The organism is Mesorhizobium sp. U510, from assembly GCF_059180695.1.
This window is the reverse complement of the sequence record NZ_CP180532.1, coordinates 5980067-6003453: the sequence shown is the minus strand read 5'-3', so window position 1 is coordinate 6003453 and position 23387 is coordinate 5980067. Positions and strand designations below refer to the sequence as shown.

The 23387-nt window shown below is 63.6% G+C and carries 18 protein-coding genes; 1 reads left to right on the top strand and 17 read right to left on the bottom strand.

Translation table 11 applies throughout. The features are described from left to right. Positions 1-4: 4 nt before the first annotated feature. From ACLGL5_RS30995 to tssA, 16 genes are all read right to left on the bottom strand, one after another. A complete protein-coding gene (locus ACLGL5_RS30995) occupies positions 5-1111 on the bottom strand; it encodes a DUF4150 domain-containing protein (RefSeq protein WP_083246836.1) in 1107 nt (368 codons plus the stop codon). Further along, on the bottom strand, positions 1108-2133 hold the full coding sequence (locus ACLGL5_RS30990; RefSeq protein ID WP_069092790.1) for a beta-ketoacyl synthase N-terminal-like domain-containing protein: 1026 nt from the start codon (positions 2131-2133) through the stop codon (positions 1108-1110). Before ACLGL5_RS30990 ends, ACLGL5_RS30995 begins: the two co-directional genes overlap by 4 nt. Then, positions 2130-3233: a DUF2169 family type VI secretion system accessory protein gene (locus ACLGL5_RS30985; protein ID WP_069092789.1), complete on the bottom strand. Its 1104-nt coding sequence runs from the start codon at positions 3231-3233 to the stop codon at positions 2130-2132. Before ACLGL5_RS30985 ends, ACLGL5_RS30990 begins: the two co-directional genes overlap by 4 nt. Then, positions 3233-3775, bottom strand: a complete 543-nt coding sequence (gene tagF, locus ACLGL5_RS30980; protein WP_081296219.1) for a type VI secretion system-associated protein TagF — start codon at positions 3773-3775, stop codon at positions 3233-3235. The genes ACLGL5_RS30985 and tagF overlap by 1 nt, the downstream gene beginning before the upstream one ends. Continuing rightward, positions 3757-7299 (bottom strand): type VI secretion system membrane subunit TssM, encoded by a 3543-nt coding sequence (tssM, locus tag ACLGL5_RS30975; protein WP_069092788.1) that lies wholly within the window; start codon positions 7297-7299, stop codon positions 3757-3759. Before tssM ends, tagF begins: the two co-directional genes overlap by 19 nt. A 1-nt stretch (position 7300) precedes the next feature. Next, positions 7301-8629 (bottom strand): type VI secretion system protein TssL, long form, encoded by a 1329-nt coding sequence (gene tssL / locus ACLGL5_RS30970; RefSeq protein WP_069092787.1) that lies wholly within the window; start codon positions 8627-8629, stop codon positions 7301-7303. Between the two features lie 4 nt (positions 8630-8633). Continuing rightward, the gene (tssK, locus tag ACLGL5_RS30965; RefSeq protein ID WP_010910851.1) at positions 8634-9968 is read right to left on the bottom strand and encodes a type VI secretion system baseplate subunit TssK; all 1335 of its coding nucleotides are present in this window, start codon (positions 9966-9968) and stop codon (positions 8634-8636) included. 40 nt (positions 9969-10008) lie between these two features. After that, positions 10009-10461 (bottom strand): type VI secretion system lipoprotein TssJ, encoded by a 453-nt coding sequence (gene tssJ / locus ACLGL5_RS30960; RefSeq protein WP_019859795.1) that lies wholly within the window; start codon positions 10459-10461, stop codon positions 10009-10011. A gap of 3 nt (positions 10462-10464) precedes the next feature. Continuing rightward, on the bottom strand, positions 10465-11925 hold the full coding sequence (gene tagH, locus ACLGL5_RS30955) for a type VI secretion system-associated FHA domain protein TagH (protein ID WP_069092786.1): 1461 nt from the start codon (positions 11923-11925) through the stop codon (positions 10465-10467). Beyond that, positions 11922-12983, bottom strand: coding sequence for a type VI secretion system baseplate subunit TssG (gene tssG, locus ACLGL5_RS30950; RefSeq protein WP_069092785.1), 1062 nt, complete (start codon positions 12981-12983; stop codon positions 11922-11924). The genes tagH and tssG overlap by 4 nt, the downstream gene beginning before the upstream one ends. Then, positions 12947-14821 carry a type VI secretion system baseplate subunit TssF gene (gene tssF, locus ACLGL5_RS30945; RefSeq protein ID WP_494372823.1) on the bottom strand — a complete coding sequence of 625 codons (1875 nt, stop codon included), beginning with the start codon at positions 14819-14821 and terminating at the stop codon, positions 12947-12949. The genes tssG and tssF overlap by 37 nt, the downstream gene beginning before the upstream one ends. Before the next feature lies 1 nt (position 14822). After that, positions 14823-15575: a type VI secretion system baseplate subunit TssE gene (gene tssE, locus ACLGL5_RS30940; protein ID WP_019859791.1), complete on the bottom strand. Its 753-nt coding sequence runs from the start codon at positions 15573-15575 to the stop codon at positions 14823-14825. Beyond that, positions 15562-16011, bottom strand: a complete 450-nt coding sequence (locus tag ACLGL5_RS30935; protein ID WP_027047140.1) for an Hcp family type VI secretion system effector — start codon at positions 16009-16011, stop codon at positions 15562-15564. Before ACLGL5_RS30935 ends, tssE begins: the two co-directional genes overlap by 14 nt. A gap of 82 nt (positions 16012-16093) precedes the next feature. Next, positions 16094-17599, bottom strand: a complete 1506-nt coding sequence (gene tssC / locus ACLGL5_RS30930; RefSeq protein WP_010910844.1) for a type VI secretion system contractile sheath large subunit — start codon at positions 17597-17599, stop codon at positions 16094-16096. A gap of 3 nt (positions 17600-17602) precedes the next feature. Further along, on the bottom strand, positions 17603-18139 hold the full coding sequence (gene tssB / locus ACLGL5_RS30925; protein WP_019859789.1) for a type VI secretion system contractile sheath small subunit: 537 nt from the start codon (positions 18137-18139) through the stop codon (positions 17603-17605). A 5-nt stretch (positions 18140-18144) separates the two neighbouring features. After that, positions 18145-19320, bottom strand: coding sequence for a type VI secretion system protein TssA (tssA, locus tag ACLGL5_RS30920; protein WP_019859786.1), 1176 nt, complete (start codon positions 19318-19320; stop codon positions 18145-18147). A gap of 331 nt (positions 19321-19651) precedes the next feature. On the opposite strand from tssA, the gene tssH reads away from it, so the two are divergent. Then, a complete protein-coding gene (gene tssH / locus ACLGL5_RS30915) occupies positions 19652-22483 on the top strand; it encodes a type VI secretion system ATPase TssH (RefSeq protein WP_069092784.1) in 2832 nt (943 codons plus the stop codon). Positions 22484-22588: 105 nt separating this feature from the next. On the opposite strand, the gene ACLGL5_RS30910 is transcribed toward tssH, so the two are convergent. Beyond that, the gene (locus ACLGL5_RS30910) at positions 22589-23350 is read right to left on the bottom strand and encodes an SDR family NAD(P)-dependent oxidoreductase (protein ID WP_064986028.1); all 762 of its coding nucleotides are present in this window, start codon (positions 23348-23350) and stop codon (positions 22589-22591) included. Between the last annotated feature and the right edge of the window lie 37 nt (positions 23351-23387).

The window sequence follows — 23387 nt, the reverse complement described above, 5'->3', positions numbered from 1 at the left end:
GCTCCTAGCAGGCACCCGGAGTGCACGCCACCGTAGGTTTTGTGAAGTACTTCTCGACATCGGCGGCTGTCACGACGGATTTCTTCATATTCTTCTTTGTTTGCTGGACCTGTTTTGCCTGGGCTTTTGCACGTGCGCACCCGCCGTGGCATTTTTTCTTGTTCTTGACTTCGTCAGCTGTCTTGCCCATGCTATCGCGCAAATACTTCATATTCGCATCTTTCAGGCATTTGGCAGCCGCTGCCCTATCCTTCAGGGCGATCTTAGGTTTATCCATCTCCTTTACAGTAGCATTGACACAAGTATCGACGAAGTCATCCAGCTTACCATTGGGATTGTCGGACAGCCACTTGCGCGCGGCAGCCGATTTGTAATAGTGCGGCGTATATCTGCCTTTGCCCACCACTGGCCCAGACCACTTCGTAGTGCCTGTTCCTTCGCGCTTTCGGTGCCGCTTGCCTTTGACCTTGGTGCCTTCGCCGCCAATCCACTTAGCTTTCATGCAGATGCAAGGAGCTTTCTTGTCGTCGTATTTCTCACAGCATTTGAGGGTCATATCCCGAACGCCCCCGGCTGTGAAAAATTGAACTTCGACTGTATGTTCCTTCTCGTAGCCTGGAGGACATTTGAGCTTATTGTAGGGCTTTATCTTAAGCTTCGCGCAATTGAACTTCGCTGGTTTCGGCTTGCCAACTTTTGGGTATGGGGGAGTGCCTCCGATGGGAGAGGCATGATCGTTGGAAGAAATGTCGGTGAAACGGCTGATTGGCTCGCCGTCCATCTTGACATTGCCCGACCATGCATGGGCGTACTCCTTGCCACGATTTACCGACGTAATGATGTTTTTCTTGGCGGCGCACCCGGCCTCTGTGCCCGTGGTCTTCGAATAGTAGGACTTGTTTTTTTGAGTAACGTTCTGGCCACCGATCTTGACGGTGCCGGTGCCGCTCTCTGTGTCGGAGTCCATGCCAAATGATGGATAGGGCACCGGTATGCCTGGCGGTGTCGCGGGGTTTTCCGGTGGGGTAAAGCAGACATCCGGAAAGGCAGCAATAACTTGGTTTGATTGCGCCTTGCATGCGACCTCAAGTCCATTCGCAAAGACGGTCATCGTTTCATCCTCGAAGCAAGGACCGCCGCTCCGCATGCTCCGGCGTCGCTAGACGCTTCGATGAGAACGGGATTACCCGCAGCATAGCCTTTGTACGCGGCTACGTATGCCATTCCTATCATTATGGGGACTGCCGCGGCTCCTATGTTGCCAAGTGACTCGCCCGGAGACCAAAGATCTTGAAACTCATGCCGCCCCCGAAGCAGCCGAAGCGTTGCCAAGGCCGTCTGTTTGAACCAAAACTGCTCGCCGATTAGATCCGAAATGATGTATCCCAGTCGGTTCATTTCGATGCCGGTCTCCTGGAGAGCTGCGCGATACGCATTTGCCATCCCCAGTCCCAGCAGCGGCAAGTCGTCCTTGTTGTATATGGCTGCGGTTTCGCGGGCCAAGCCAAGCCCGTGCAATGTCAATCCGGAGATGGCGGCGCGACAGCAAACGACCGCTCCGGCAGCTTCACCGGGAATAAACCCATTCGAATTCGCCGGGGTAAGAAGGCGTTCTAGTCCATCGTAGTGACGGATCGTGGCAGCCGTCAGATAGCTATCGACTCCAGCGATTACCACATAGGCCGCAGCGCTTGTTTCCAGCAACTTCCGCGCGTGTTGAAGCGCTACAAAACCGGAAGGACGACCATGAGCGACAACGCGCGACCGTATGTTGGGTTTGATCTCCAGTATACTGCTGATGCGGTGTAACAAATTTGTATTGTCGTTGATCGGCTGTCCGGGCCGATCCTCTTCAGGCAAACAGAGAATCAACGCCGCCTCGGTCCGCGCTTGGGGACAGTTTTCGAATGCCTCGCTTATCGCGGCCGCTAACATGTGCGCCATGCGCTTTTCGCCAATCCATTTGCGAGGAAGCAGCACGGGCGCGCCGACGAGAGGGTCGCCGCCAGAGGCAATGAAGCGAGTTTCTTGGAAGCCGTCGAGCTTAGCCCTCATGGCTGCGCACGCCGAGCCCGCGTTCAGCCCGACAGCCGTGACCATGCCAATGGAAGCGATGTCGAGCGAAGCAGTCAAGTTTCTTCATCCTCAAATTCCGAAACCGAGTCTGTAGCTCTAATATATTCTCGCCCAGTTGCTCTAGCTCTTAGCATAGATTCCGTTGGAGGGCCGATCCAGCACTCGTCAAAATCAAGTAATGTCCGAATAATTCTTTCAGAAATCCGCCAAACCAACGAAAATCGCCGAAATTCAGGGTCGAACAATAGAGTATCCGGCAGTGCCAGGTGCTCCAATGCGGTATCGGCGCCCTTGAACAGTGTTATCGGCAATGCTGTCGGCGGCAACGGAAAACTAACCCGCCCCTCGGGCGTCAGATTGACCAGCACCACCTCTTCGCCACCTCTCGGTGAGTCGATCTGCTGGTCGGGTGGCGCCATCTGGAAATAGCGTTCATCGAAATCCTGCGGTAGGAAAGGGGAGACGTTGTCGACCCAGTTCTGGTCATAGGTGCCGCCATACTCGATGCGGCCGGGCCACCCACGGCCCATCGGTCCGAAACTCATTGGCTTGTAGTCGCCGAAGGGCGAGCGGATTTCTTCGTTGACCGCTTGCGTGTTCGGCAGCCGCAGGCCTGGAATAAAACGCTGGTTCTTCGCGCGCGACCATCCGGTTCCGACCGGGTTGTATTTGTAGCTGGCCGGAAGCTTGTCCTCCGGATCCAGCCTGTCCACGCCACCCCAGGCAACGTCATAGGAGATGGGCAGTTTCAGGAAGGGTTGCGGCGACGTGGCGGTAAAGACCGGACCGATGGAGCGCCATTCGCGGTGGCCAACCACCTCGAACAGCTTCGACCAATTGCCGACCTTGATCCCGACCGGCACGCGCTCGACCGGCCGTCCGCCCGGCGCATAGGCGCAGCCATTGGCGATCACGTCGCAGCGCGGCTTGCGGAAGGCGAAATCTGTCTCCCACAGCGTCGCCGAATAGCCAGGCACACCGGTCTGGGTGTCGGCCATGACCAGCGGAACCTGTTCGGCCGATTTCTGCACCAGCCCGCCAGGCTTCGTTGGAAAATCGAAAGTGCCCTTGACCACGACCACGATCCATTCGTGGCCGGCCTTGTCCATGCCCATGGTGAACTGATGCGGAAAGCCCATCTGGTTCCAGATCTGCATCAGCTGGTCTCCCAGCTTGCGGCGAAGATCTGCTCCAGGGTCGGCTGCGGCGCTTGCTGATCGACATCGAAAATATCCGTATGCGCCGTCCACGCCACGAACTCGTCGATGAGATCGCCCTCGCCATCGATAAGCGGAACGGGCAGGGCGGCCAGTGCCGCGTCGAGTTCGTCGGGTGTCAACTCTCCTCGCTGCGCCGCCAAGGCGAGGGTTTCGATGCTTTCGAACCATGCGTCCGCAAAAGCCAGCTTAAGGGGCGCCTCCGGGAGCCTTGCGACGACGCTCAATGGAAATTGCCGGCCGACCCTGTCGGCGCTTTGCAGTAGGATGCCGGCCGAGGCGCCGAAGGAGCCAGGCCCGCTGAGGAAACGCAGCGCAATGTGCTGCGGCCAGGTTTTAAGTCCGAACAGCGGCACGATATGCTGCGCCAGCCAGCGGTCCCATCCACGCACGAAATCCGCCGGCAGCCGCCGGGTCACGAAATCGCCGGTGGCGGGCATCTTGCCATAGAAGCCGGGCACGATCAGATCTGCGGCGGACATGTGAACTTCTTGAACATTTCGAGCGTGTAGGGGTTCTCGACGCTGGCGGCTTTGAGTTCGAAATCGGCCCACATCCCCTTCGTGCCTAGCCGCAGGCTATAGACGTCGGTGAGCTTGGTCGCGGCGAAGCGGCCGCCGCGCAGCATTCTGAGCCACGCCCAGCTGCCGGTCTCGTTGAGCATCACTTCGGGCGAGCCGTCGACCGGCTGGAAGGCGAGCGAGATCACCCCGGTGCCATCCTTGCCGGGCCACGTCATCGGTTGCGGCCTGGTGGCGTTGTTGTAGTAGACGAGGTTCTGGCCATCGAGGTTGAGCGTGACACGCGCCACGTTGGGGGAGAGGTCCTTGGGCTCCAGCGTGAAGTTCATCACCGGGCCGGTGCCGCCCGGAAACAGATCGTCGCGGATATGCCTCGCCTGCTCGAACGCTGCGAGCGCCGCTGGGTCGAGGCCGAAATCGGCACGCCATTTCCACGGCTCGCTGGCGGTGTCGACATAGTTGATCAAATGGTCGGTGGTGAAGGCATCGATCAGGCCGGTCGGCCCGAACAGACGTTGGAAGTCGCGCACATTGACATCGACCGCGCTGTCCGGGCTGAACGGATAGCGGTTGTTGAGCGCCGCCTGGCAGAAGGGCAGTATATCGGCCCGCCAGATGGCGTTGAGCTCGTTGGTTACGGCTTTCTGCGACAGCCCGCTGGTGTCGCCGGCAATGCCGCCCAGCCACTCGTTGATCGGCGAAGGCAGGATCTGCGCCTGCCTGGCGACCGCGCCTGTCAGTTCGGCGAGGCCGCCCTGCTTCTTGATCGCATCCTGCGGGTTGGGATTGGCGGTCACCGTCTGCAACACATTCGACAGCGCCGTCAGCGCCACGACGGCGGCGTCGAGCGCCGGCGGCTGGCCGTCGACCTGGGCGATGGTGCCTTTGAGCGGCTTGAAATGCTCGGCAACCAAGCTGCCGGTCATGTCCACCTGGTTGGCGGAGCCGGCGCGCGGCAGGAGCTTGGCGCCCGAGGTCACCACCTTGCCCAGCTTGCCGAGTTTGCTGAGCAGCTTGGAGCCGGTCTTGGCGGCAGCGCCACTTTTGTCGTCGGCCGGCGCATCGTCGGAGCGGGTGAGGTCGGTCTCCTGCACCACTGCCGTCAACAGGCGCTTCAGCGCGGAGTCGGCGCTGGAAAGATCCTTAAGGTTTTCACTGGCGATATTGAGATCGGTAAGCGGCGCAAGCCGCATGTCACGCAGGAAAGAGTCCCACTGGGCGATATAGTCGTCATAGTAAAGCTTCAAGATGTCCTGCGAGAGCGCCGAGACCGACGTCTCCGAATTCTCCGAGCAGCCGCCGGCAAACACCGCGCGATCGAGGGCCGCCTGTCCCGCCACATCCTCGACCCGGTCGAGGATCGCGTCGTGGAAACCCGCATAGGTGTAGGGGCCAGGAACACCGACGCGCAACGTCTTGTCGGAGCGGCGCGCGAACACTTTGGCGCCGTTCGGCCCGGCGAAATTGGCCGGCACCCATTCCTTGACGGCTGTTACCTCCGGGTCGGCCAGGAGCTGCTTGTAGGCGCGCTGCGGCAGCGAGATGGTGCATACAGTCTTCAGCGCCTCCGCGACGAGTGCCTTGTCCGGGGCGATGTAGCTGTCGTCGACGGCCATGCGGCGGATGGCTGCGATTTGGTGCTCTTCGGCGTCGGCCGTGGGGAAAGGCGGTGCCGGCGCGAATTGCGGCAGGCTGTTCACCCACCAGTTCTGGACGAAATCGGTGTCCATCTGCGACAGGCCGGTCATCATCCGGTAGGTCTTCAGCGCGCCGAGCATGAAATCCGGATCGCGGATTTGCCGCCACATCGTGGCCTCGAGCAGGGCGACCATATGCGGCTCGAGCACGTTGCGCAGCGCATGGTCGTAGGTATCGGTCTGTGCGCGCACCAGCTCCGGCGAAGCGGTCGGGCCGAGCAAGTTATGGACGGCGCCTGGCGGCGGCGTTCGGGCGGTCGCCACCGCGTCCATAGCCGCCAGCGCCCCATCCATGGTCGGCTGCTCGACCGCGGCCGGCGTGGCGGCGACTTGGGTGAGCGGCCCTTGCAGGGCTTCGAACTGGCCGGCCTGTTCGGTGATCGCATTGCGGTTGTCGAGGTAGGACCAGGTGAACAGTCCGCCGGCCAGCAGGGCTGCGAGCGCACAGGCGGCGGCGGCGCCGCGCCAGATCCAGGCGCGGCGGCGCTGCGCCAGCGGATCGAATGTGCCAAGGCCAGCCTCCTTGAAGATCACTTCGGTGAGAAGGTTCCTGAGGAAGAAGCTGCGCTTCTCGACGCGCGCCGCCGGCATGGCGCGGCGCGGCGGCAGCCCGAAGGACGATGACAACGCTGCGGTCAGGCGGTCGATGGGGGCACCTTCCTGTGTCGCCGATGTCAGATAAAGGCCGCGCAGCCACGCGGCTTCCTCGTAGCGGCTTTCGCCGAACATCGCCTCGATCAGCACCTGGATCGGCCCGCAGAGGCTCGCCAACTGCGCCGGAAAGCGAAAGATCTCGGCGCGCGACCCAAGCTTGTCTTCGTCTTCAAGGCGCGGCACCAGCCTTCGCTCCAGCTCGGTGCCAAGCCTGGCCAGCTCCGCCTGGATTATGCTTGCGTTGACGCGGGCATCCAGCTCAAAGGTGGTTCCCCACACCTGCTCGCGCGCACTCGTCGACAAGCCGCCGAAGAAGGCTTCGAACCCTTTGATCAGGTCGGCCTTCGTCAGCATCAGGTAGACAGGCAGACGAATCTCCAGTCGATCGTTGAGCTCCGCCAGTCGGCGGCGGATCTTGCGGCCGTGCGCCTTGATTGCTTCGTCGCCCTCCGAGAGGGCATCGATCGACAGCGCGACGATGACGCCGTTGAGCGCACGCCGGCCCCGGTGCTTCTTCAGAAGGTCCAGGAAGCCCAGCCATTCCGCGGCGTCGACGTCCGGCTGGCTCTCCTGCTGGACGTAGCGGCCCGCGGTGTCGATCAGCACCGCGTTCTCGGAGAAAAACCAGTCGCAGTTGCGCGTGCCGCCGACACCCTGCAGATCATCGGTCAGATCGATTGGAAAATTGAGGCCCGACTGGCGCAATGCCGTGGTCTTGCCGGTGGCCGGAGGCCCGACGATCACATACCACGGCATCTCGCGCAGGAACTTCCGTCCGCCGAGCTTGCGCCGCTTGAGCTCGGCCATCACCTCGCCGAACTTGGCGCCGACGGCTGCAACGCTCTCTTCGCCGGGGGTGAGCTGCTTTTCGGCCACGGGCGCCGAGATTTCGGCGACGAACATGCGGTTGGCGCGGATCGCACGCCGTTGCGCGATGATCAGCCAGATCAGCCACAGGATGATCAGCCCCGCGATGATGGCGATGCGCACATTGTCGGATTCGAACGGCGCGTACGGGCCGACCTGGACGATCGGGCCGAACACCCAGATCAAAAGCGAAAGCAGCGCAATGCCGATCAGCGTCCAGAGAAAGCGCGAGGTGATGACCGCCCAGAGGAAGCGCAGGATGAACATCTCAGAGCCTCTTCTCGACCAGGACCTCGACGCGCCGGTTGAGCGCGCGGCCCTCGCGCGTCGAGTTGTCGGCCACCGGATCGGAGTCGGCGCGGCCTTCGGAATGGATGCGCTCCTGTGGCACGCCAGCCTGCACCAGGAGGTCCGCTATGGTTTGGGCGCGTGCCTCCGAGAGCCGCTGGTTGCTCGCGAGCGGGTTGGACCGTTGCAGGCGCACATTGTCGGTATGGCCGACGATCGTGATGTTGCCGATCAGCTCCTGATTGGCGAGGATCACCTTGGCGATCGACTGGATCAGGGGCTCGTAGCCCTGCGACAGTGTCGGCCGCGAAGACTGGAAGAGTTCGGGGTTGGAGGACTGGATGATCAGCTTGGCCAGCGAGACGCTCTCGGTACCGCTGAGCGTGCCCTTGAGGCTCGCCGGCGCTTCGGCCTTGAACGCGGGCAGCAGCGCGAAATCGACCGGCTGTGGCGGTTCGGGTGCGGGCGCATCCTGCTTGGGTGCGGCGCGGGCAACGTCCGCGCGCGAGGCCGGCGGCAGCGTGCGCACGAGGGCGGAGAGTTCGACCGCCTGGCTGCTCAAGCTCATCGACAGACCGATATAAGCGACGGCGGCGGCGACAACCGCGGCAAGTGCCATCACCCAGATCGGAACGATGAAGCGCTGCGGCTCGTCGGAAGCGATCACGCCTTTCCAGTTCGGCGACAGCGGCGCGTCCTCGGCGTCCGCATTGCGCAGGAAGCGCGCGGCTGCCACACGCACGGCATTGAGCGAGCGGTCGCCGGCGCGGCCGGGCACCCGGTACTTGCCGCGGAAGCCGAGCGCCAGGCAGTAATACTGAAGCTCAAGCATCTCGCGGTCGCGGTTGGGATGGCGCTCCAGCTCGTCAAGGCGGGTGAAAAACTGGGTGCCGGCATCGACGTCGCCACGCAGCATGACCACCAGAGGCTGGCGCGGCCAGGCGCTGGCGCCGCCCCACGGCGTGTTCAGCGCGAGGTCGTCGAGCAACGCCGCCACGGCCCAGGCCGCCTGGTCGGCGCGCTCCAGCGAGGAGCCCGCTGCCATGGCGGCGTCGCGCGCCTGAACCAACTCGTCGAGCAGGCGCGTGCGCATCGCTTCCGGGTTCTCCGGCGCCAGCGCGCTTTCGAGCTCCGGCGCGAATTCGAGCAGCGGCGCGAAGATATTGATGAGCGTGTTGGGATGGGCGCGCGCCCTTTTGACCGGCGCGCCCGGTGCCAGCGGCGCCATCGGCCGTGGCGCGGCGCCCGCCAGCCTGATGCGTGTGCGTTCGCGATCCTCCGACAGTCCGAAAGGATCATCCCGGCTCATGGCCTCACCTGTTCACTGAGTAGCAGTCGACCTGCGGCTCGCTCGGCAGGACACCGGAAACGCCGATGACGAAGCCGGGGGCGTCGAGCAACGAGGCCCAATGCTCGCTCTTCTGGTCAAGCTCCAGGCACAGCCGGTCGCCATCATAGGGAATCTCGCGTGGCTGCGAATGAAGCGGTTTCAGCGGAATGCCCGGCAGGCGCGACTTCCAAAGGCCTTCGAACTGGTCAGCCGCGCCGACTGTCGCCTGGTTGACGAAAATCTTGCGCAGCGCGTCCTCCGACAGTTCCGATCCGACGCGGATGACGATGCGGCTGGCGACCAAGAGCTTCGGGTTGTCGATGCGCACTTTCCAGACATTGGTCGCGTGCCGCATGACCGGCAGCGCGCGCGATTTCGGCTCGATGTAGCGCAGGCTGAGGATGAGCGAACGCAGGGCGTCGGCCAGCGCCATATAGGCAGGGCCGGGCGCCATATGGTCGTAAGCCGGCAATTCGCCGAGCCGCCGCGAGCTCGAGCCATAGGTTGCCATCTCGCCGGCCAGTCCGGCCAGTTCGAGATAGAGTTCGGCCGGATGAAAGACATCCTGCGCGAGCATGTGGGCAAGCCGCGGGCGAGCGGCATTGGCGAGGTGCAGCATCAAAAGGTCTTCGACGCTGCGGCCGGCGCCGCCCATCACCATCTTGCCATGCGCTTCGGCGATCTGGTCGAGGCCGGTCACCACTTCCTGCAGCAATTGCCGGTACCAGTGGACCGCGCCGGTGATCAGCGTCGGCGGCAGGAACGTCTCATCGAGCGAGATGCCGCCGTCGGCGCGCACGCCCTTTATGTCGGCGATCGGCAAGGCGGTATAACCGCCGACCGATTTGCCGGGCGCGAGCAGGGCGGCTTGCGGGCGGGCGATCTCGATCTCTTCGGGATCGGCGCCGCTCTGGACGGCGTCGCGCACCGAAACGATCTTGCCGTGGTAGCGCGCGCCCGTCGATGCCGCATGCGCCGGATCGAACCCGACGCCACCGGGTGGCTCGAGCGGCAGTGCCACCAGCACCGGACCGGCGCCGGTGTCGGCCGTGACCGGCAGCGGCTTGGGCGCATCCATCAGTTCCGGGATGGAGAAGGGCGTGCCGTCCGGGAAAATACCCCGGGCGGACACGATCGAGACCTGGCCGGCGTCGAGCAGCGACTGGTCGAGGGTCAGTTGCTGGAAGCCGAAAGTATGGAGCTGGCCGGCCTGCAATGCGCCGCGCACCATGCCCTCGAAGAACCGATCCTGCTGCTGGAAGTGCTGGGTCCTGAGAAACAGGCCCTCCGACCACAGCACCCTGTTTGCATCGCTCATGCCACTACTTTCTGCCCACAACCATCCGTGGCCCCTGTCGCTAGGCGGAAATGCCGCCCTTGCCGAGGCTGACATTGACGGTGAATTTCGACCCTGGCGATACCGACTTGGTCGTGCGCCAGTTGCGTCCGCCCGGCTCGCGGATCAGCGCCACGAAGCCGAGTGCCGTGGCGTTCGGCTCGACCGTGATGGTCTTGGCCGCCGTCTTGCCTGGCGCGACCGAGATCGTGTCGGAGCCGATGAGGTCGGCACCGAGCGCCGAGCTCGCATCGCCCTGCAGCGCGAAATAGTCGGCCGAGTTGAACTTGCCGGTGCTGGCAAGCCGCATCACCAGTACCGTCACCGGCCTGTCGCCGCCGCCCGGTCCTGGATTCATGCCGGCGCCTCCGGTCACGTTGACCGAGATCACCGATGGTTTCGGCGGGCCGCTCTGGCAAGCCGCAAGCAGCCCCGTAGCGCCGAGGGCAACGACGAATTCGCGTCTGTCGATCATGTCCTACTCCTCCTCTTCATATGCGTCCCTGAAGTCTGCGCCGATCTCGCCCAGGAAACTCGATTCCGCGCTCTGGGCGATGTCGCGATGGCGTTTCTGGTAGAGCTCCCACAGCTTGGCATTACGTCCGCCGGAGAGCAGATTGCCGATGGCGGAATTGGACTTGAGCTCTTCCTCGATCGCGGCCGGATCGAAACGGTCGATCATGCGCCGAAGCGCGGCCTGAACGCCGCGCCAAGCGCGTACGTGATGCTGTGCAAGGTCCTTTACCGCATCGTTGATTGCCGCCTCGCCGGAGAGAAAGCCCGGACTGCGTTCCGAGATGATGGTGACGATGACGTCCTCGGCCGTCGGCAGGAATTTGAGCGGGTTGACTTCGGAGGCGCCGACCACCGTCTGGGCGACGCGCGCGCTTCCCTTCTCCTCGGCGCGCTTGCGCAGGAGTTGCATCAAGCCATCCAGCATCAGCCGGTATTCACGCCCGAATTTTTCCATTTCGGCGATCGGATCGCGGCCGGGAAAATCAGCCTCCTCGACGCCCATGCCGCGCAAGAATGCGGCGCGAAGCGACATATCGCCGGATGCGGGCTGCGCCGGACGCGCAGGCTTGGGCGCTGGAACGGCGCGTCGCGGCGGCGGTGGCTCGGCCGGCTGCACCGGCAAATCCCAGGGATGCCCGGCTCGCGGCTTTTCAGCCTGATGCTGCACACGTCCTGCCGGGGCGGCGCCGTTGGCGAGAGGCGGGGTCGCTGCCGGCCCAAAGCTGAAATCGTCATCGAAGCTGGCCGGCTTTGCCGCATGCCCGGACGCATCGTTGCGCGAAGGCATTTCGCCGAACCCGAACGGATCTGGCTGACCTGGAGCAGCGACATCACCGGATTGCGACGTCGCCACCGGGTCGAGGCTGAACGGGTCGTCAAAGGCAGGCGAACTGCGTTGGCTCGATGGGCGATCATAAGCCCCGGGAACAGGCTGCTCGAACGGGTTCGGCAGGTCCGCCGGGCGTGGCTGGCGTGGTTCTTCCTCGACCTTAGCCGAGAAGAAGTCGTCACCGCCGATGCTGGCAGGCGTTCTCGCTTCTGGCGATGACCACGCAGGCGCGGGATGGCCGGCGACAGGGGCTGGACCGACCGACGTCCGGTTCGCTTTGGATTGAACCTCGACGTGGAAGATATAGTCGCCCATGCGCAGCCGCATGCCGTTCTGCAGCCGCATCGACCTGCCAGGTCCCAGGGGGCTGTCGGAGTCATCGACGAACAATCCGCTGCTCGACGTGTCGGTAATGAAATAGCCATCCCGGTCGCCGCTGATCCTGCAATGCGCGCGCGAGACGAACATGTCCGGGTCGTCGATCTGCCAGCCGGCATCGGCGCTGCGCCCGATCACCAATTCGCCCTCGTCCAGCCGGGTCTGCCTGACCACTTGCGAGCGCGGGCCTTGTTCCAGCGTCAGCAGCAGGCTCATGCGGCCGCCTCCGCCATTTCCGGCCGCCAGCCGACGATGGTGTGCAATCTGAGATCGTCGGCGTCACCCTTTTCGGCGGGACGCGCCAGCCAGGCCGTCCGGCCAAGCTGGACAGTTCCGACCCGTGGCAACGGCACGGCTTCGCGCGCGAGCACGATGCGCAAATCGACGTCGAGCGTCTCGCCGATCATGTCGCGCACCGCCTTCTTGAACAGGCCAAGACGCCGTTCGCCGGGCAGGAACGACCTGAAGTCGTCAAGGCTCAGCGGACCAACGCGCAATTCGATCCTGCTTTGACGGCTGAACACCCGCGGCCCGATCGTCGCGCCGCGTCCAAGCCCGGCATGGGCCTTGCCGAGTTGCGTCTGCAGTGCCGTCGGTATGGTGATCCAGGCGGCGACGAATTCCTTGATCTGCACCGGCACCTTGAAGGCGGTGGCGAGAAACAGCGTCAGCCGCTCCACGCCGTCGACCTGGTTGGCGAGCGATCCAGCCTGTCGCAGTCGCACAGTGTCGAGTTCGGGATCCTGCGTGCCGGGAAGGCCGATCCCGGACATTGCCTCCAGCATGGCGCGAACTCGCCCGCCGACCGACCGCTCGACCTGCACCGCCGGATGCGCGTCAGCCCAGGCGCGATAGTAAAGGGCCATCATGCGGTGTTGCAGGATGTTGACGAAATCGACGAAGGTCGTGTCGCTGGTCTGCTCGGCATCGGCCCCGGTGAACCAGCGCTGCGACAGCCGGTCGAGCACCCAGCGTGTCAGATGCAATGGCATCGGTCCTTCCGGTCCAAGCAGCCCGAGATTGGCGACGGTCACACGGGCGGAGGCCCCGACGCCCTGGAACTTGACGACGTCGCGGGCCGAGAAGCTCAGGCGGACATGCTGGCCAAGTCTCGCCGGCTCGCGGTCGGCCGTTCCGGAATGGCCGAACAATCCACCGCGCTGCTCCAGGCGCCGCAGCAGCTCGAAAAAATCGAAGTTCTCCAGCGACGGTTCAGCAGCGACCGTTGCGGGCTCCGCTAGATCAGGCAGCGATTGCCGGGCGTCATCGGCCATGGCACATCCTCCTGCTTCTGCAGCAACCGGGTACGGGTCCGCACAAATCCGTTTATCCCTGCATGGCGGGCGAACAGCCGCGAAAGCAGGGCCGAAAGCAGCAGCGAACTTTGCCCTGCCAGCACGGACTGGTCGACATGCAGTGTCACTTCGGTGCCGCGTCCGAAACACATTGGCCCGTCGATCTGGAGCCGCTCGATCACCGGGCGTGAATCGATGCGCACGATCGAATGCACGTTGCGGGCAAGGCTGGGATCGCCGCGATCGGCATAGAGGTCGAGCAAGGCATGCAGCGGATCGACGCCACGGCCTTCCTGGGCAAGGCTGAGGAAGTTGAGAGAGAGCTGCGCCACCAGCCGCCAGGCGAGATTGTCGGCGCGGGATTTGCCTGCCGCGCTGGCCGGGAGGGACGCCGGGATTGCCGGCTGCGGCGCCCGCAGCGCTCCAAGCAAGCGCACCGCTTCGACCGGATCGGCCGTCTCCAGCGTCAGCGTCGGCGTGTCGTCCAGGATCGGCAGGTCGCGGTTGGTGCACAGCGCCGTGATGTCGAGACGCTTGAGCGGCCGGTTTGGCGAGCTTCCTGCCGGCCGCGAGACGGCGATGAAGACATCGTCGCCCGTGTAGGAGGTGCGGGTCAGACCTTCGCGCCGCTCGTCTTCGGTGGCTCGGCGCGGACGTCGCTCGATCGAATAGACCCAGCCGCTGCCGCGGTTCTGCCCCAGGCTGAACAATTCTGGAATTGTCGCCTCGCCGCTCTCCGCGTCGGCGTCCTCGACCCGGGTGACCCGGAAGATCTCGAAATCCCGCGCCCGGGTGCGGTCGGCGTGCAGCACCTGACGCGTCTTGCGCGGATCGATCTCGATGACGTTGCATTCGCGTTCGAAGAGATTGATGACCGGTGTCACGAACAGTTCGAAGTCGGCTACCGTCACATCGGCGAGCTCGGGCACCGGACGCCGGAACAGGAAGATGATCTCGATCCCCGCATCGCACTTGCGCACCACCGGCTGGAGGCCGGCGACCCGCACATAATGGAAGCGCTCCGGGATCATGAAATATTCGCGCAGCAGCCTGTATCCCTCGAAGGTCGGACGGGTGCGCGGCATCAGCGCTTCGTCGTCGCGGATGCCGATCATTTCGGGCTCGGGCAGCGCCGTCAGCGGATTGGTCTTGCCTTCCGCCCGCGCGCCGAGAGCCGAGCAGGCGCCGAAGATTGCATCGAAAAGCAAGGGTGCCCTGGCACGCCCGGCGAAATAGAGGTCGAGACGGTCGAGCGACAGTTCGCTGAGCTTACCTTTTCCCGTCCGGGCAAGGGTGACGCGAAACGCCGCCTCGCCGCGCGCGTCGCCGATCATCGCGATTCCGGCAGCGGCGAGCGCGCTGCGATCCTGGAAATAGCCGACCGAGGCGATCGCGATCGGCCACAGCGTGACCTCCTGCGCGGTGGTGAAGGTCGAACGCGTCGAAAGCCCTGGATTGAGGCCGGAGACCAGTCGTGTGCCACGCGGGACGGCGTGGCCGGCAATCATCGACTGGACCTGCTGGCCGGGTTTCAGCACAGCCATCGCCGTCGCGGGCGCCGGCGTCACCAGATCCGGGTAAAGCACATCGAGCACGGCGCGCGAGAAGCGCGAGCGCTCCGCGTCGACCTTGAGACGGGTGCGCGCGGCCAGGAAGGCCACGCCGTCAAGCAGCCGTTCCACATAGGGGTCGGGGCAGGGGACCGTGTCGAGGGAAAGATTGCGGGCGACCGCCGGATGCATGTCGGCGAATTCCGCGGCCAACGCCCGGATATGGGTCAGTTCTTCTTCGTAATACTCCACGAAGACCCGATCCATCTCAGGTCTCCCGGAATTCGGTTCGTGCCAGGCCGTTGTCGAGATTGATCGTGGTGCGCAGCCGCATACGCTCCGGTGTCGGGGTCATGATCAGCACCGCGTCGATCTCGATCTTGAGGCCGACGGTTTTGTCACCGAGCGTGACGTTGACGGTCGTGGCGCTCTCCTTCAGGCGCGGCTCGAAGGTGGCAAGCACCGTGCGGATTTCGCGCGCCAGCGCATCGCGGTCGAAATCCCGCGAAGAGCGGCCGGAAAAGGAGGGCACGCCATAATTGACGACGCTGCGGCGCACCTCGGGAAAGTCGGCCAGTGATGGCAGTTCGTCCAGCGGCTGTTCGTGTTCGGCATCGGAAAGCATCGGCACGGATTCGAAGCGCTCGGTGTTGAACAGCGCCTCGATGTCGCGCCGCACGGCTTCTCTCAACACGCGTGCCGAAACCACCACGCCGCGGCTTTCGATCTCGGCGCGATGCTCGGTCTGGAAGGCCAGCCGGTGCAGGCGCCGTCTCTGCTCAGGCGTCAGTTCGGCGTCGGTATCGATGGCGCGCGCGCTGCCGTCAAGAAGAGCCCCGACGCGCTCGGCGCCGAGTTCTTCATCCAGCAGACGGCGCAGCCCGTCGATCTCCGACGCCACACCCGGCAAGTCGTTGACGAGGCGGTCCCACAGCGAAGGCTGGACCGCCTCGCGCTTTGCCCGCGAACTGCCGGCAAGCTGCGGCTTCGCGCCAGGCCGCTTGGCCTCACTTGCCGACATAGACGTCCATTTCGATCTCGTCGTCCTTGTCGTAGACGAACTTGATCTTCTTGTAGGCGAAGCTGACTTCTTCCTCGATAAGATCGGCCTCGTCGGCGGCCTGCCGCATATCGTACTCCATGACCGAGGCGTCGGTGAGCGTCACGACCAGATAGTCGCTGGTCTCGCCGTCAATGGTGCGGCGTGCCGAGAACACCACCTCGTCGAGCGCCTTGTTCTCGAACAGTGCCTTCTTCAGATACGGCGACGACTTGTCGTAGTGCTTGATGAACTTGATCATTCCCATCGACACACGGCCGCGTCGCGAAAGCGAATTCGGGTCGTAGGGCGCTATCATCTTGTAATCGACGCCATGCACTTCGATCTCGTCTTCATGGCCGTCGCGCTTGCTCGGGCCCTTGATGTCCGGGACTTTCAAAAAACCATCGATCTTCATGGAAGGAGCCTCGCTTCTCTCTGTGGTCGGCATTGTCTTTCTCCACCGCTTTCAAACGAAACAAGATGACTTCGCTGCGACTTCAGCCCTTCACTGACGGCAGTTCCGACACCAGCCGGAGAGAGGCGTTGATGCCTTCCAACTGGTAGTGCGGACGCAGATAGAAACGGGCATTGTAGTAACCGGGCCGGCCTTCGACGCTGTCGACCTGAACCTCGGCCGCGGCAAGCGGACGCTTGGCCCGCGCCTTGTCGTCGGCGAAGGCCGGATTGGCCAGCACGTACCGGTTGATCCATTCGGTCAACCAGATCTCCATATCGGTGCGTTCCTTGAACGATCCGATCTTGTCGCGCGCGATCGCCTTGAGGTAATGCGCGAAACGCGACACCGGGAAGAGGTAGGGCAGGTTGGCGCTCAGCCGTTCGTTCGACTGGGCGTCGGGGTCGACGAGGCGCCCGGCCCGCGTCTCGTCATCCTGGAGCGAGTGCGCGCCGATGAAGGCCGCGAGATCGGTGTTCTTGCGGTGCAAGATCGGCATCAGGCCGAGCTTCGCCAATTCCGCCTCGCGCCGGTCGTCGATGGCGACCTCGGTCGGGCATTTCATTGCGATCGAACCGTCGTCCGTCGGGAAAGCGTGCACCGGCAGGTTGAGCACCGTGCCGCCATTCTCGACGCCGCGGATCTGCGTTCCCCAGCCATAGAGCTTATGGCTGCGGTTGATGTTGACGCCCATCGGGAAGGCGGCGTTCATCCAGACATATTTGTTGTGGTCGCCGCCCACCTCTTCCTCGAAGGTGAAGCCCTTCACCGGAACGGTTTCCGAGCCGTAGGGCAGGCGTGCCAGCACGCGCGGCATGGTGAGCCCGATATAGCGGGCGTCCTCGCTCTCGCGCAGCGACTGCCATGATGCATAGGCCGGGTTGTTCACGATCATCTGCAGGTCTTGCGGGTTCGGCAGCTCCTGCCAGCTGTCCATGCGGAACAGCCGCGGCGAGGCGGCCGCTATGAATGGCGTGTGCGCCGAGGCACAGACACCCGAGATGTTGCGCAACAGGCCGACGTCGCGCGGATGGTTGGAGAATTCGTAGGCGCCGATGATGCAGCCGATCGGCTCGCCGCCCAGCATCGAATACTCGTCCGTGTAGACTTTCTTGAAGATCGGGCTTTGGTCCCACATCTGACCTTCATAGTCTTCGAGCGTGTCGGCCAACTGCTCCTTGGAGATGTTCATCACCCGGATCTTCAGCTTGGTGTCTGTCTCGGTGTTGTTGATGAGGTACCAAAGGCCTCGCCAGGTCCCTTCCATCTCCCGCACTTCCGGGGCATGCAGGATCTCGTTGACCTGCGTCGTCAGCATCTTGTCGATGCCCGCGATCAGCGACTTGATCGACTTGATCGCGTTGGACGAGATGGTCGTCGTCTCGGAACGGGACTGAGCGGCCAGCGCCAGGTTGCGCACCAACTGCTGCAGTTTCTCGCTGTCGTCCTTCTTGACCTTGAAATCCTTTTCAAGGAGGCCGCTGAATTCGCCAAGATCGATGGCTTCGGCCTCGGCGGTAGCGGCTGCGGTCTTTTGCTGTTCGGCCATGACTTACTCCTCGCCCTTGCCGTCAGAAATCGCCTGGCCGGCGATCTTGCTCAGCAGCGGCTCGTTGTTCAGAAGCTGCGCGATGCGCTTTTCGGCGTCGACCCGGCCATCCATGAAGCCCAGCAGTTCCTCGAGTTGACGCCGCATCTTGAGGATCTCGGCCAGTTGCGGCACCTGCTCGGCGATCTTGTCCGGCGCGAAATCACCCATTTTGGAAAAAGTGAGATCGATCGCCAGTTCCTCGTCCCGCTCGGCGCCCTCGGCTTGCGGCAACGTGTTCTTGACGCGCGCCTTCACGCGCGGTCCCATCGCTTCCATGAATTTGGGGAAGCGATTGGCGTCGGTTTCGACGAAATTGCGGTCCAGAACCGACTTCGACGCTTCCTTGGTCTGCGAGGCGCCCGAAAGGTCGGCCATGACAGCCATGACGAACGGCAACTCGATCGTCGTGGGGCTGCCGTAGGTTTCGACGTCGTAGGCGATCTGCACGCGCGGGGCGCGGTTTCTTTCGATGACCTTGGCTTTGCTCTCTGCTGGCATGCTGGTTACCTCTCATCCTTCTGGGCCGGCTTCTTGGGATCGGCGACACCGGCAAGCAGCCGGAATTCCTTCAGCCCCGACGGGGCGAGATCTTCCATCAGTTCCACGAAATCCATGTGCACCATCCTGCGCACGCGCCGGGCGAGGTGCGGGATAGGGCTGGACGGTTCAGTGCGGTCGTAGAAGGCGACCACGAGATCGAGGCATTTGACGACATCGTCGCGCGAGTTGATCCGGTCAGGTAGGCCGGCGCTGGGTTCCACAGAGCTTGCCACACTTGCCATCGTCTCGGCTCCATGACCGTTTTGGGTGGGCGTCGATGCCGGTTGGGCCGGCTGCTGGGCAGGCTTTGCCGCACCGTTGGCCATGGCGCCGGCGCTGGAGTTCCGCTCCAGCGTCGTCAGCAGGCGCTGCAGGAACTTCTTCAGATCCGGAACGGCCGCGCCATTGCCCTCGATGCGGGCATTGAGCGCGGTATCCACCGCCTCCAGCGCCGAAATCGCGGCGCGCGCATCGGCCAAAAGTGTCGTGACAGTGTCGGCGGCCTGATCGATCTGCGCCGCGCATGCTGTGCGCACCCGGTTCAGCAGCTGGTTGTGGGCGGCCGCCAGCGCCGCCTTTTCGGCGGTTCCGAGGCCCGAGGCAGCTTCCTGGAGCATGACGCGCTCGTCGAGCGCTGCCTGTTCCAGGTCTCGCCCGCTGATCGGCCCGATGGCGCGCGGTGAGAAGAAGACGGTCTGCCTGAGGTTCGCCAGCAGGCCTTCCTGGCCGTTCTGGAGGTCAAGCAGCGCATTGATGCGTCGCAGCGCCGCGTCGCGCGGCGTGGCACCCGTCCGCAAAGCCGGATGCATCGTATCCCAGTACTGGTCGAGAGTCCTCGCGATCAGGGTCAGCCCTTGGGCGAGGCCGGCGAGCTTCTCTTCATTGGCCAGCGCGCGCGTGACGATGACCAGAAGGCGCAAATCCCGGCCGCGCGACTGCAATTCTTCCGATTTTTCGAGGACTGCCGCCCAGTCGACAGCGCTGGTTGACTGCGAAGCCTTGTTGCCACCGTCGTGGACGACCTTGAGCTGGGCTTCCGTGAGCCGCTCCAGCTCATGAAAAGCCGGGTCGTTGCGTAAGTCCTCTCCCGACGGGTTCGCGCCGTCCAGAGGATTCAGCCAGAGTGCGAGATCAATCACACCTACCCCCAGCAAAGGGCCCTGTGACCCATGTGACGCAACGTTATCATCGGTCCCATGCCACGACAATTGAGCACTTCCCCAAAAACTAACAGAAGCTGAATCTCCCGCAATCTTTCAACCAAACCCATTGCGCGATTGGCGGGCCGCGCATGCGAAATGGCTCGCATGGTTTGGACCCCAGGTGCGGGTTTGTTTGAGGAGTTTGCAGGGCTTGTGTAACCACGAGGTGCCGCCCGAACCGGGTCGGAAGGCCTCTTTCGTCACGCGGCTTTGTCAAGCGGCCGCTTCTATGGCAGGGTACGGTCAGCAGATTTCGGGGGCAGGTTCAATGGAACAGCGCCGATCGTCGCAGAGTTTCAAGCGCAAGGAACTCGTTGCAAAGCTCAATCCCACGGGGGTGCGCGCCTTCAAGGCCGCCGCGGACACGGCCAAGATGCGCGGCAATCCCTATGTCGAACTCGTGCATTTCGTCCAGCAACTGGTGCTGTCCGAGCGCTCGGATGTGCAGATGATCGTCGCCGATGCCGGGCTGGATGTCAGCCGGCTGACGGCCGACATGACCCGCGCCATCGACAAGCTGCCCTACGGCGCGACCTCGGTGGAGGAATTCTCCGATCACATCTTCCACGCCATACAGGAAGGTTGGAGCCTGGCCACACTGCAATTCGGTGTCGAGGAGGTGCGTAGCGCGCATATTCTTCTCGCCTGTCTGAAGACACCGGCGCTGGAAGGGCTGGTTTCGAAAATCAGCGCCGAATTCGACAAGATCGACGCGGACGGGGTCATCGCCCGCTTCGCCGACGTCACCGAGGGCTCGCTCGAAGCCGGTCCACCTCCTGCCGCGGCTGCGACCGAAACACCGATGAAACGCGGCCCGGGCGGGGATTCGGCCCTCGCCAAATACGCCACCGACCTGACCCAGCGTGCCCGCGACGGCAAGATCGATCCGGTCGTCGGCCGCGATCCTGAAATCCGCCAGATTGTCGATATCCTGATGCGCCGCCGGCAGAACAACCCGATCCTGACCGGCGAGGCAGGTGTCGGCAAGACGGCGGTCGTCGAGGGCTTTGCCTTGCGCATCGCCCAGGGCGACGTTCCGCCGACGCTTCAGAATGTCAGCGTACGCATGCTCGATGTCGGGCTGATGCAGGCGGGCGCCAGCGTCAAGGGCGAGTTCGAAAAGCGGCTGAAGGCTGTCATCGACGAGGTTCAGGCCTCCGAGACGCCGATCATCCTCTTCATCGACGAGGCGCACACGCTGATCGGCGCCGGCGGCGCGGCGGGAACCGGCGATGCGGCCAATCTCCTCAAGCCCGCGCTCGCGCGCGGCGAGCTTCGCACCATCGCCGCCACGACCTGGGCCGAATACAAGCAGCATATCGAGAAGGATCCGGCGCTGACCCGTCGGTTCCAGGTGGTCAAGATCGAAGAGCCTTCCGAAACGGTGGCCGTGCTGATGTTGCGCGGTGTCGCCGGCGTTCTCGAGCAGCACCACAAGGTGCAGATCCTCGACGAGGCGATCGAGGCCTCGGTTTCGCTTTCGCACCGCTACATTCCGGCCAGGCAGCTGCCGGACAAGGCGGTCAGCCTCCTCGACACAGCCTGCGCCCGCGTTGCCGTCTCTCAGCACGCTACGCCCGCGGAGGTCGAGGACATTCTGCGCCGCCGCCAGGCGCTCGAGGTCGAGGAAGGCATCATCGGCCGCGAGGCGGCGATCGGCATCGAAGTGGCCGACAGGCAGGCTCGCGTGGAGGCCGGGTTGGCGGAAACCGAGACCACGCTTGCAGCAGCGCAAGCGCGCTGGGATCGGGAAAAGGCGCTTGTCGCCGAGATACTCGACCTGCGCGCCAAACTCCGAGGCGAGGGCGTGCCGCTTGACGCGGTGGAGGGCGGGGAAGCCGCTCCGGGCGAGGCCGTCGATGCGTCACCTGCCACGGCGCATGAAAGCAAGGCACCTGAGGTCAAAACGCCGAAACCCGAGACGGCCGAACCCAAGGGCTCGAACACCAAGTCCAAGAAAGCAAAGGCGGCAAAGACGGAGGCTGCTGCCGCGCACGAGCCCGTGCCGGATTCCGCTGCCGACCTGGCACGACTGCGCGAATTGATGGCGGAACTTGCCGAGGCGCAGGGCGAGACCCCGCTGATCCTGCCGTCGGTCGATCGCAACGCCGTGGCTGCAGTCGTCCAGGACTGGACCGGCATCCCGACGGGACGGATGCTGTCCAGCCAGACCGAGAAGGCGCTCAAGCTCGCCGCCACCTTGTCTGAGCGCGTTGTCGGTCAGGACCATGCGATGGAGATGATCGCGAGGCGTGTGCAGACCAGCCGCGCCGGCCTCGGCGCGCCGGAGAAGCCGGTCGGCGTGTTCCTGCTTTGCGGCCCCTCAGGCGTCGGCAAGACCGAGACAGCCCTGGCGCTTGCCGAAACGCTTTATGGCGGCGAGCAGAACCTGATTTCGATCAACATGTCCGAATTCCAGGAGGCGCACACGGTCTCGACGCTGAAAGGCGCGCCACCCGGTTATGTCGGCTACGGCAAGGGCGGCATCCTGACCGAGGCCGTGCGGCGCAAGCCCTATTCGGTGATCCTGCTCGACGAGGTCGAGAAGGCGCATCCGGACGTACACGAGATCTTCTTCCAGGTCTTCGACAAGGGCATGATGGACGACAGCGAAGGCCGCCGGATCGACTTCAAGAACACGCTGATCCTGCTCACCTCGAATGTCGGCTCCGAGGTCATCATGGACCGCACGAAGAACGGCACCTTGCGCACCGGCATGGACGACCTGGACACCGCCTTGCGCGGCCCGCTGCTGAAAGTGTTTCCGGCCGCCTTCCTCGGCCGCGTGGTGACAATCCCTTACTATCCGCTCTCGGACGCGATGATCGAGGCGATCACCAGGCACCAGTTCGGCAAGATCGCGCGGCGCCTCAAGGCAACCAACGATGCCGAGCTGGTGATCGGCGACGGCGTCATGGACATGGTCAAGGCGCGCTGCACCGAGATCGAGTCCGGCGGACGCATGATCGACGCCATCCTCACCAACACGCTGCTGCCGGAACTCAGCCGCGGCGTGCTCAATCGCTCGCTCGAGGGCAAGAAGATGACAAAAGTCACCGTCGGTGCCTCGTCGGAAGGATTTACCTACTCTTTCGAATAGAGCTCGTTGGGATTTGCCGTTCGTGCCCTAGCGCCGACCAAAACGCATTCCATTCCTATGACTGGTCAGGCCAATCATTGGCGCACCGGCACTCCTGGAGTTGCTCTAGATCACCGTTTCTCCTCCATCGACAACCAGGATCTGACCCGTCATGTACGAGGACCGGTCAGACACCAGAAACAGCACTGCCTCGGCGATCTCCTCGACGCTTGCCCAACGGCCAAGCGGCACCCTTTCGCGGATGTAGGCTTCGATGGCCTCCCGGCCTCCCATCTGGGCGATGAAAGGAGCATTGAAGGGCGTGTCCACCCAACCTGGGCAAAGCGCGTTGACGCGAATGCCGAAGCGGCCATAGTCGCCGGCCATCTGCCTGGTCATCGCGATCACCGCGTGCTTGGTCGTCGTATAGGCGATCATCTCGCGGTCGTAGAGCACGCCGGAGCTCGACGACGTGTTGAGGATGACGCCGCGGCCTGCCTTCTTCATGAATGGCATGACGATGCGGGCACCGAGGAAGTGAGCCCGCACATTGAGCGTCCAGGAGGTGTCGAAGCCTTTCACGCTCACACCGAGCACGTCGCCTTCGACCTGTACGCCGGCATGATTGTGCAGGATGTCGATCCTGCCCTGGGTGTGGATGAAATCGTGAAAACCGGCTTCAAGCGCCTGATCGTCGGTCAGGTCGAACACAAGCGCCTTTGCCCGGCCACCGGCGGCAAGAATCTGTTGGACGGTCGCGTTGGCGCCGTCGGCGCTACGATCCGCCACGCCGACCACCGCTCCCTCGCGCGCGATGATCAACGCCGCCGCCCTGCCGATGCCCGATCCCGCCCCGGTGACGATCGCGGTCCTGTCCTTCAGGATCATCCCTCTCCACCCTTTCTCGCCGGCTTGTAATCCTGCA

Bases quoted from the DNA above. Each gene is read 5' to 3' on its own strand.
- ACLGL5_RS30995 (WP_083246836.1), bottom strand. From the start codon at position 1,111: ATGACCGTCTTTGCGAATGGACTTGAGGTCGCATGCAAGGCGCAATCA.
- ACLGL5_RS30985 (WP_069092789.1), bottom strand. From the start codon at position 3,233: ATGCAGATCTGGAACCAGATGGGCTTTCCGCATCAGTTCACCATGGGC.
- tagF (WP_081296219.1), bottom strand. From the start codon at position 3,775: ATGTCCGCCGCAGATCTGATCGTGCCCGGCTTCTATGGCAAGATGCCC.
- tssM (WP_069092788.1), bottom strand. From the start codon at position 7,299: ATGTTCATCCTGCGCTTCCTCTGGGCGGTCATCACCTCGCGCTTTCTC.
- tssL (WP_069092787.1), bottom strand. From the start codon at position 8,629: ATGAGCCGGGATGATCCTTTCGGACTGTCGGAGGATCGCGAACGCACA.
- tssK (WP_010910851.1), bottom strand. From the start codon at position 9,968: ATGAGCGATGCAAACAGGGTGCTGTGGTCGGAGGGCCTGTTTCTCAGG.
- tssJ (WP_019859795.1), bottom strand. From the start codon at position 10,461: ATGATCGACAGACGCGAATTCGTCGTTGCCCTCGGCGCTACGGGGCTG.
- tagH (WP_069092786.1), bottom strand. From the start codon at position 11,925: ATGAGCCTGCTGCTGACGCTGGAACAAGGCCCGCGCTCGCAAGTGGTC.
- tssG (WP_069092785.1), bottom strand. From the start codon at position 12,983: ATGGCCGATGACGCCCGGCAATCGCTGCCTGATCTAGCGGAGCCCGCA.
- tssF (WP_494372823.1), bottom strand. From the start codon at position 14,821: ATGGATCGGGTCTTCGTGGAGTATTACGAAGAAGAACTGACCCATATC.
- tssE (WP_019859791.1), bottom strand. From the start codon at position 15,575: ATGTCGGCAAGTGAGGCCAAGCGGCCTGGCGCGAAGCCGCAGCTTGCC.
- ACLGL5_RS30935 (WP_027047140.1), bottom strand. From the start codon at position 16,011: ATGAAGATCGATGGTTTTTTGAAAGTCCCGGACATCAAGGGCCCGAGC.
- tssC (WP_010910844.1), bottom strand. From the start codon at position 17,599: ATGGCCGAACAGCAAAAGACCGCAGCCGCTACCGCCGAGGCCGAAGCC.
- tssB (WP_019859789.1), bottom strand. From the start codon at position 18,139: ATGCCAGCAGAGAGCAAAGCCAAGGTCATCGAAAGAAACCGCGCCCCG.
- tssH (WP_069092784.1), top strand. From the start codon at position 19,652: ATGGAACAGCGCCGATCGTCGCAGAGTTTCAAGCGCAAGGAACTCGTT.
- ACLGL5_RS30910 (WP_064986028.1), bottom strand. From the start codon at position 23,350: ATGATCCTGAAGGACAGGACCGCGATCGTCACCGGGGCGGGATCGGGC.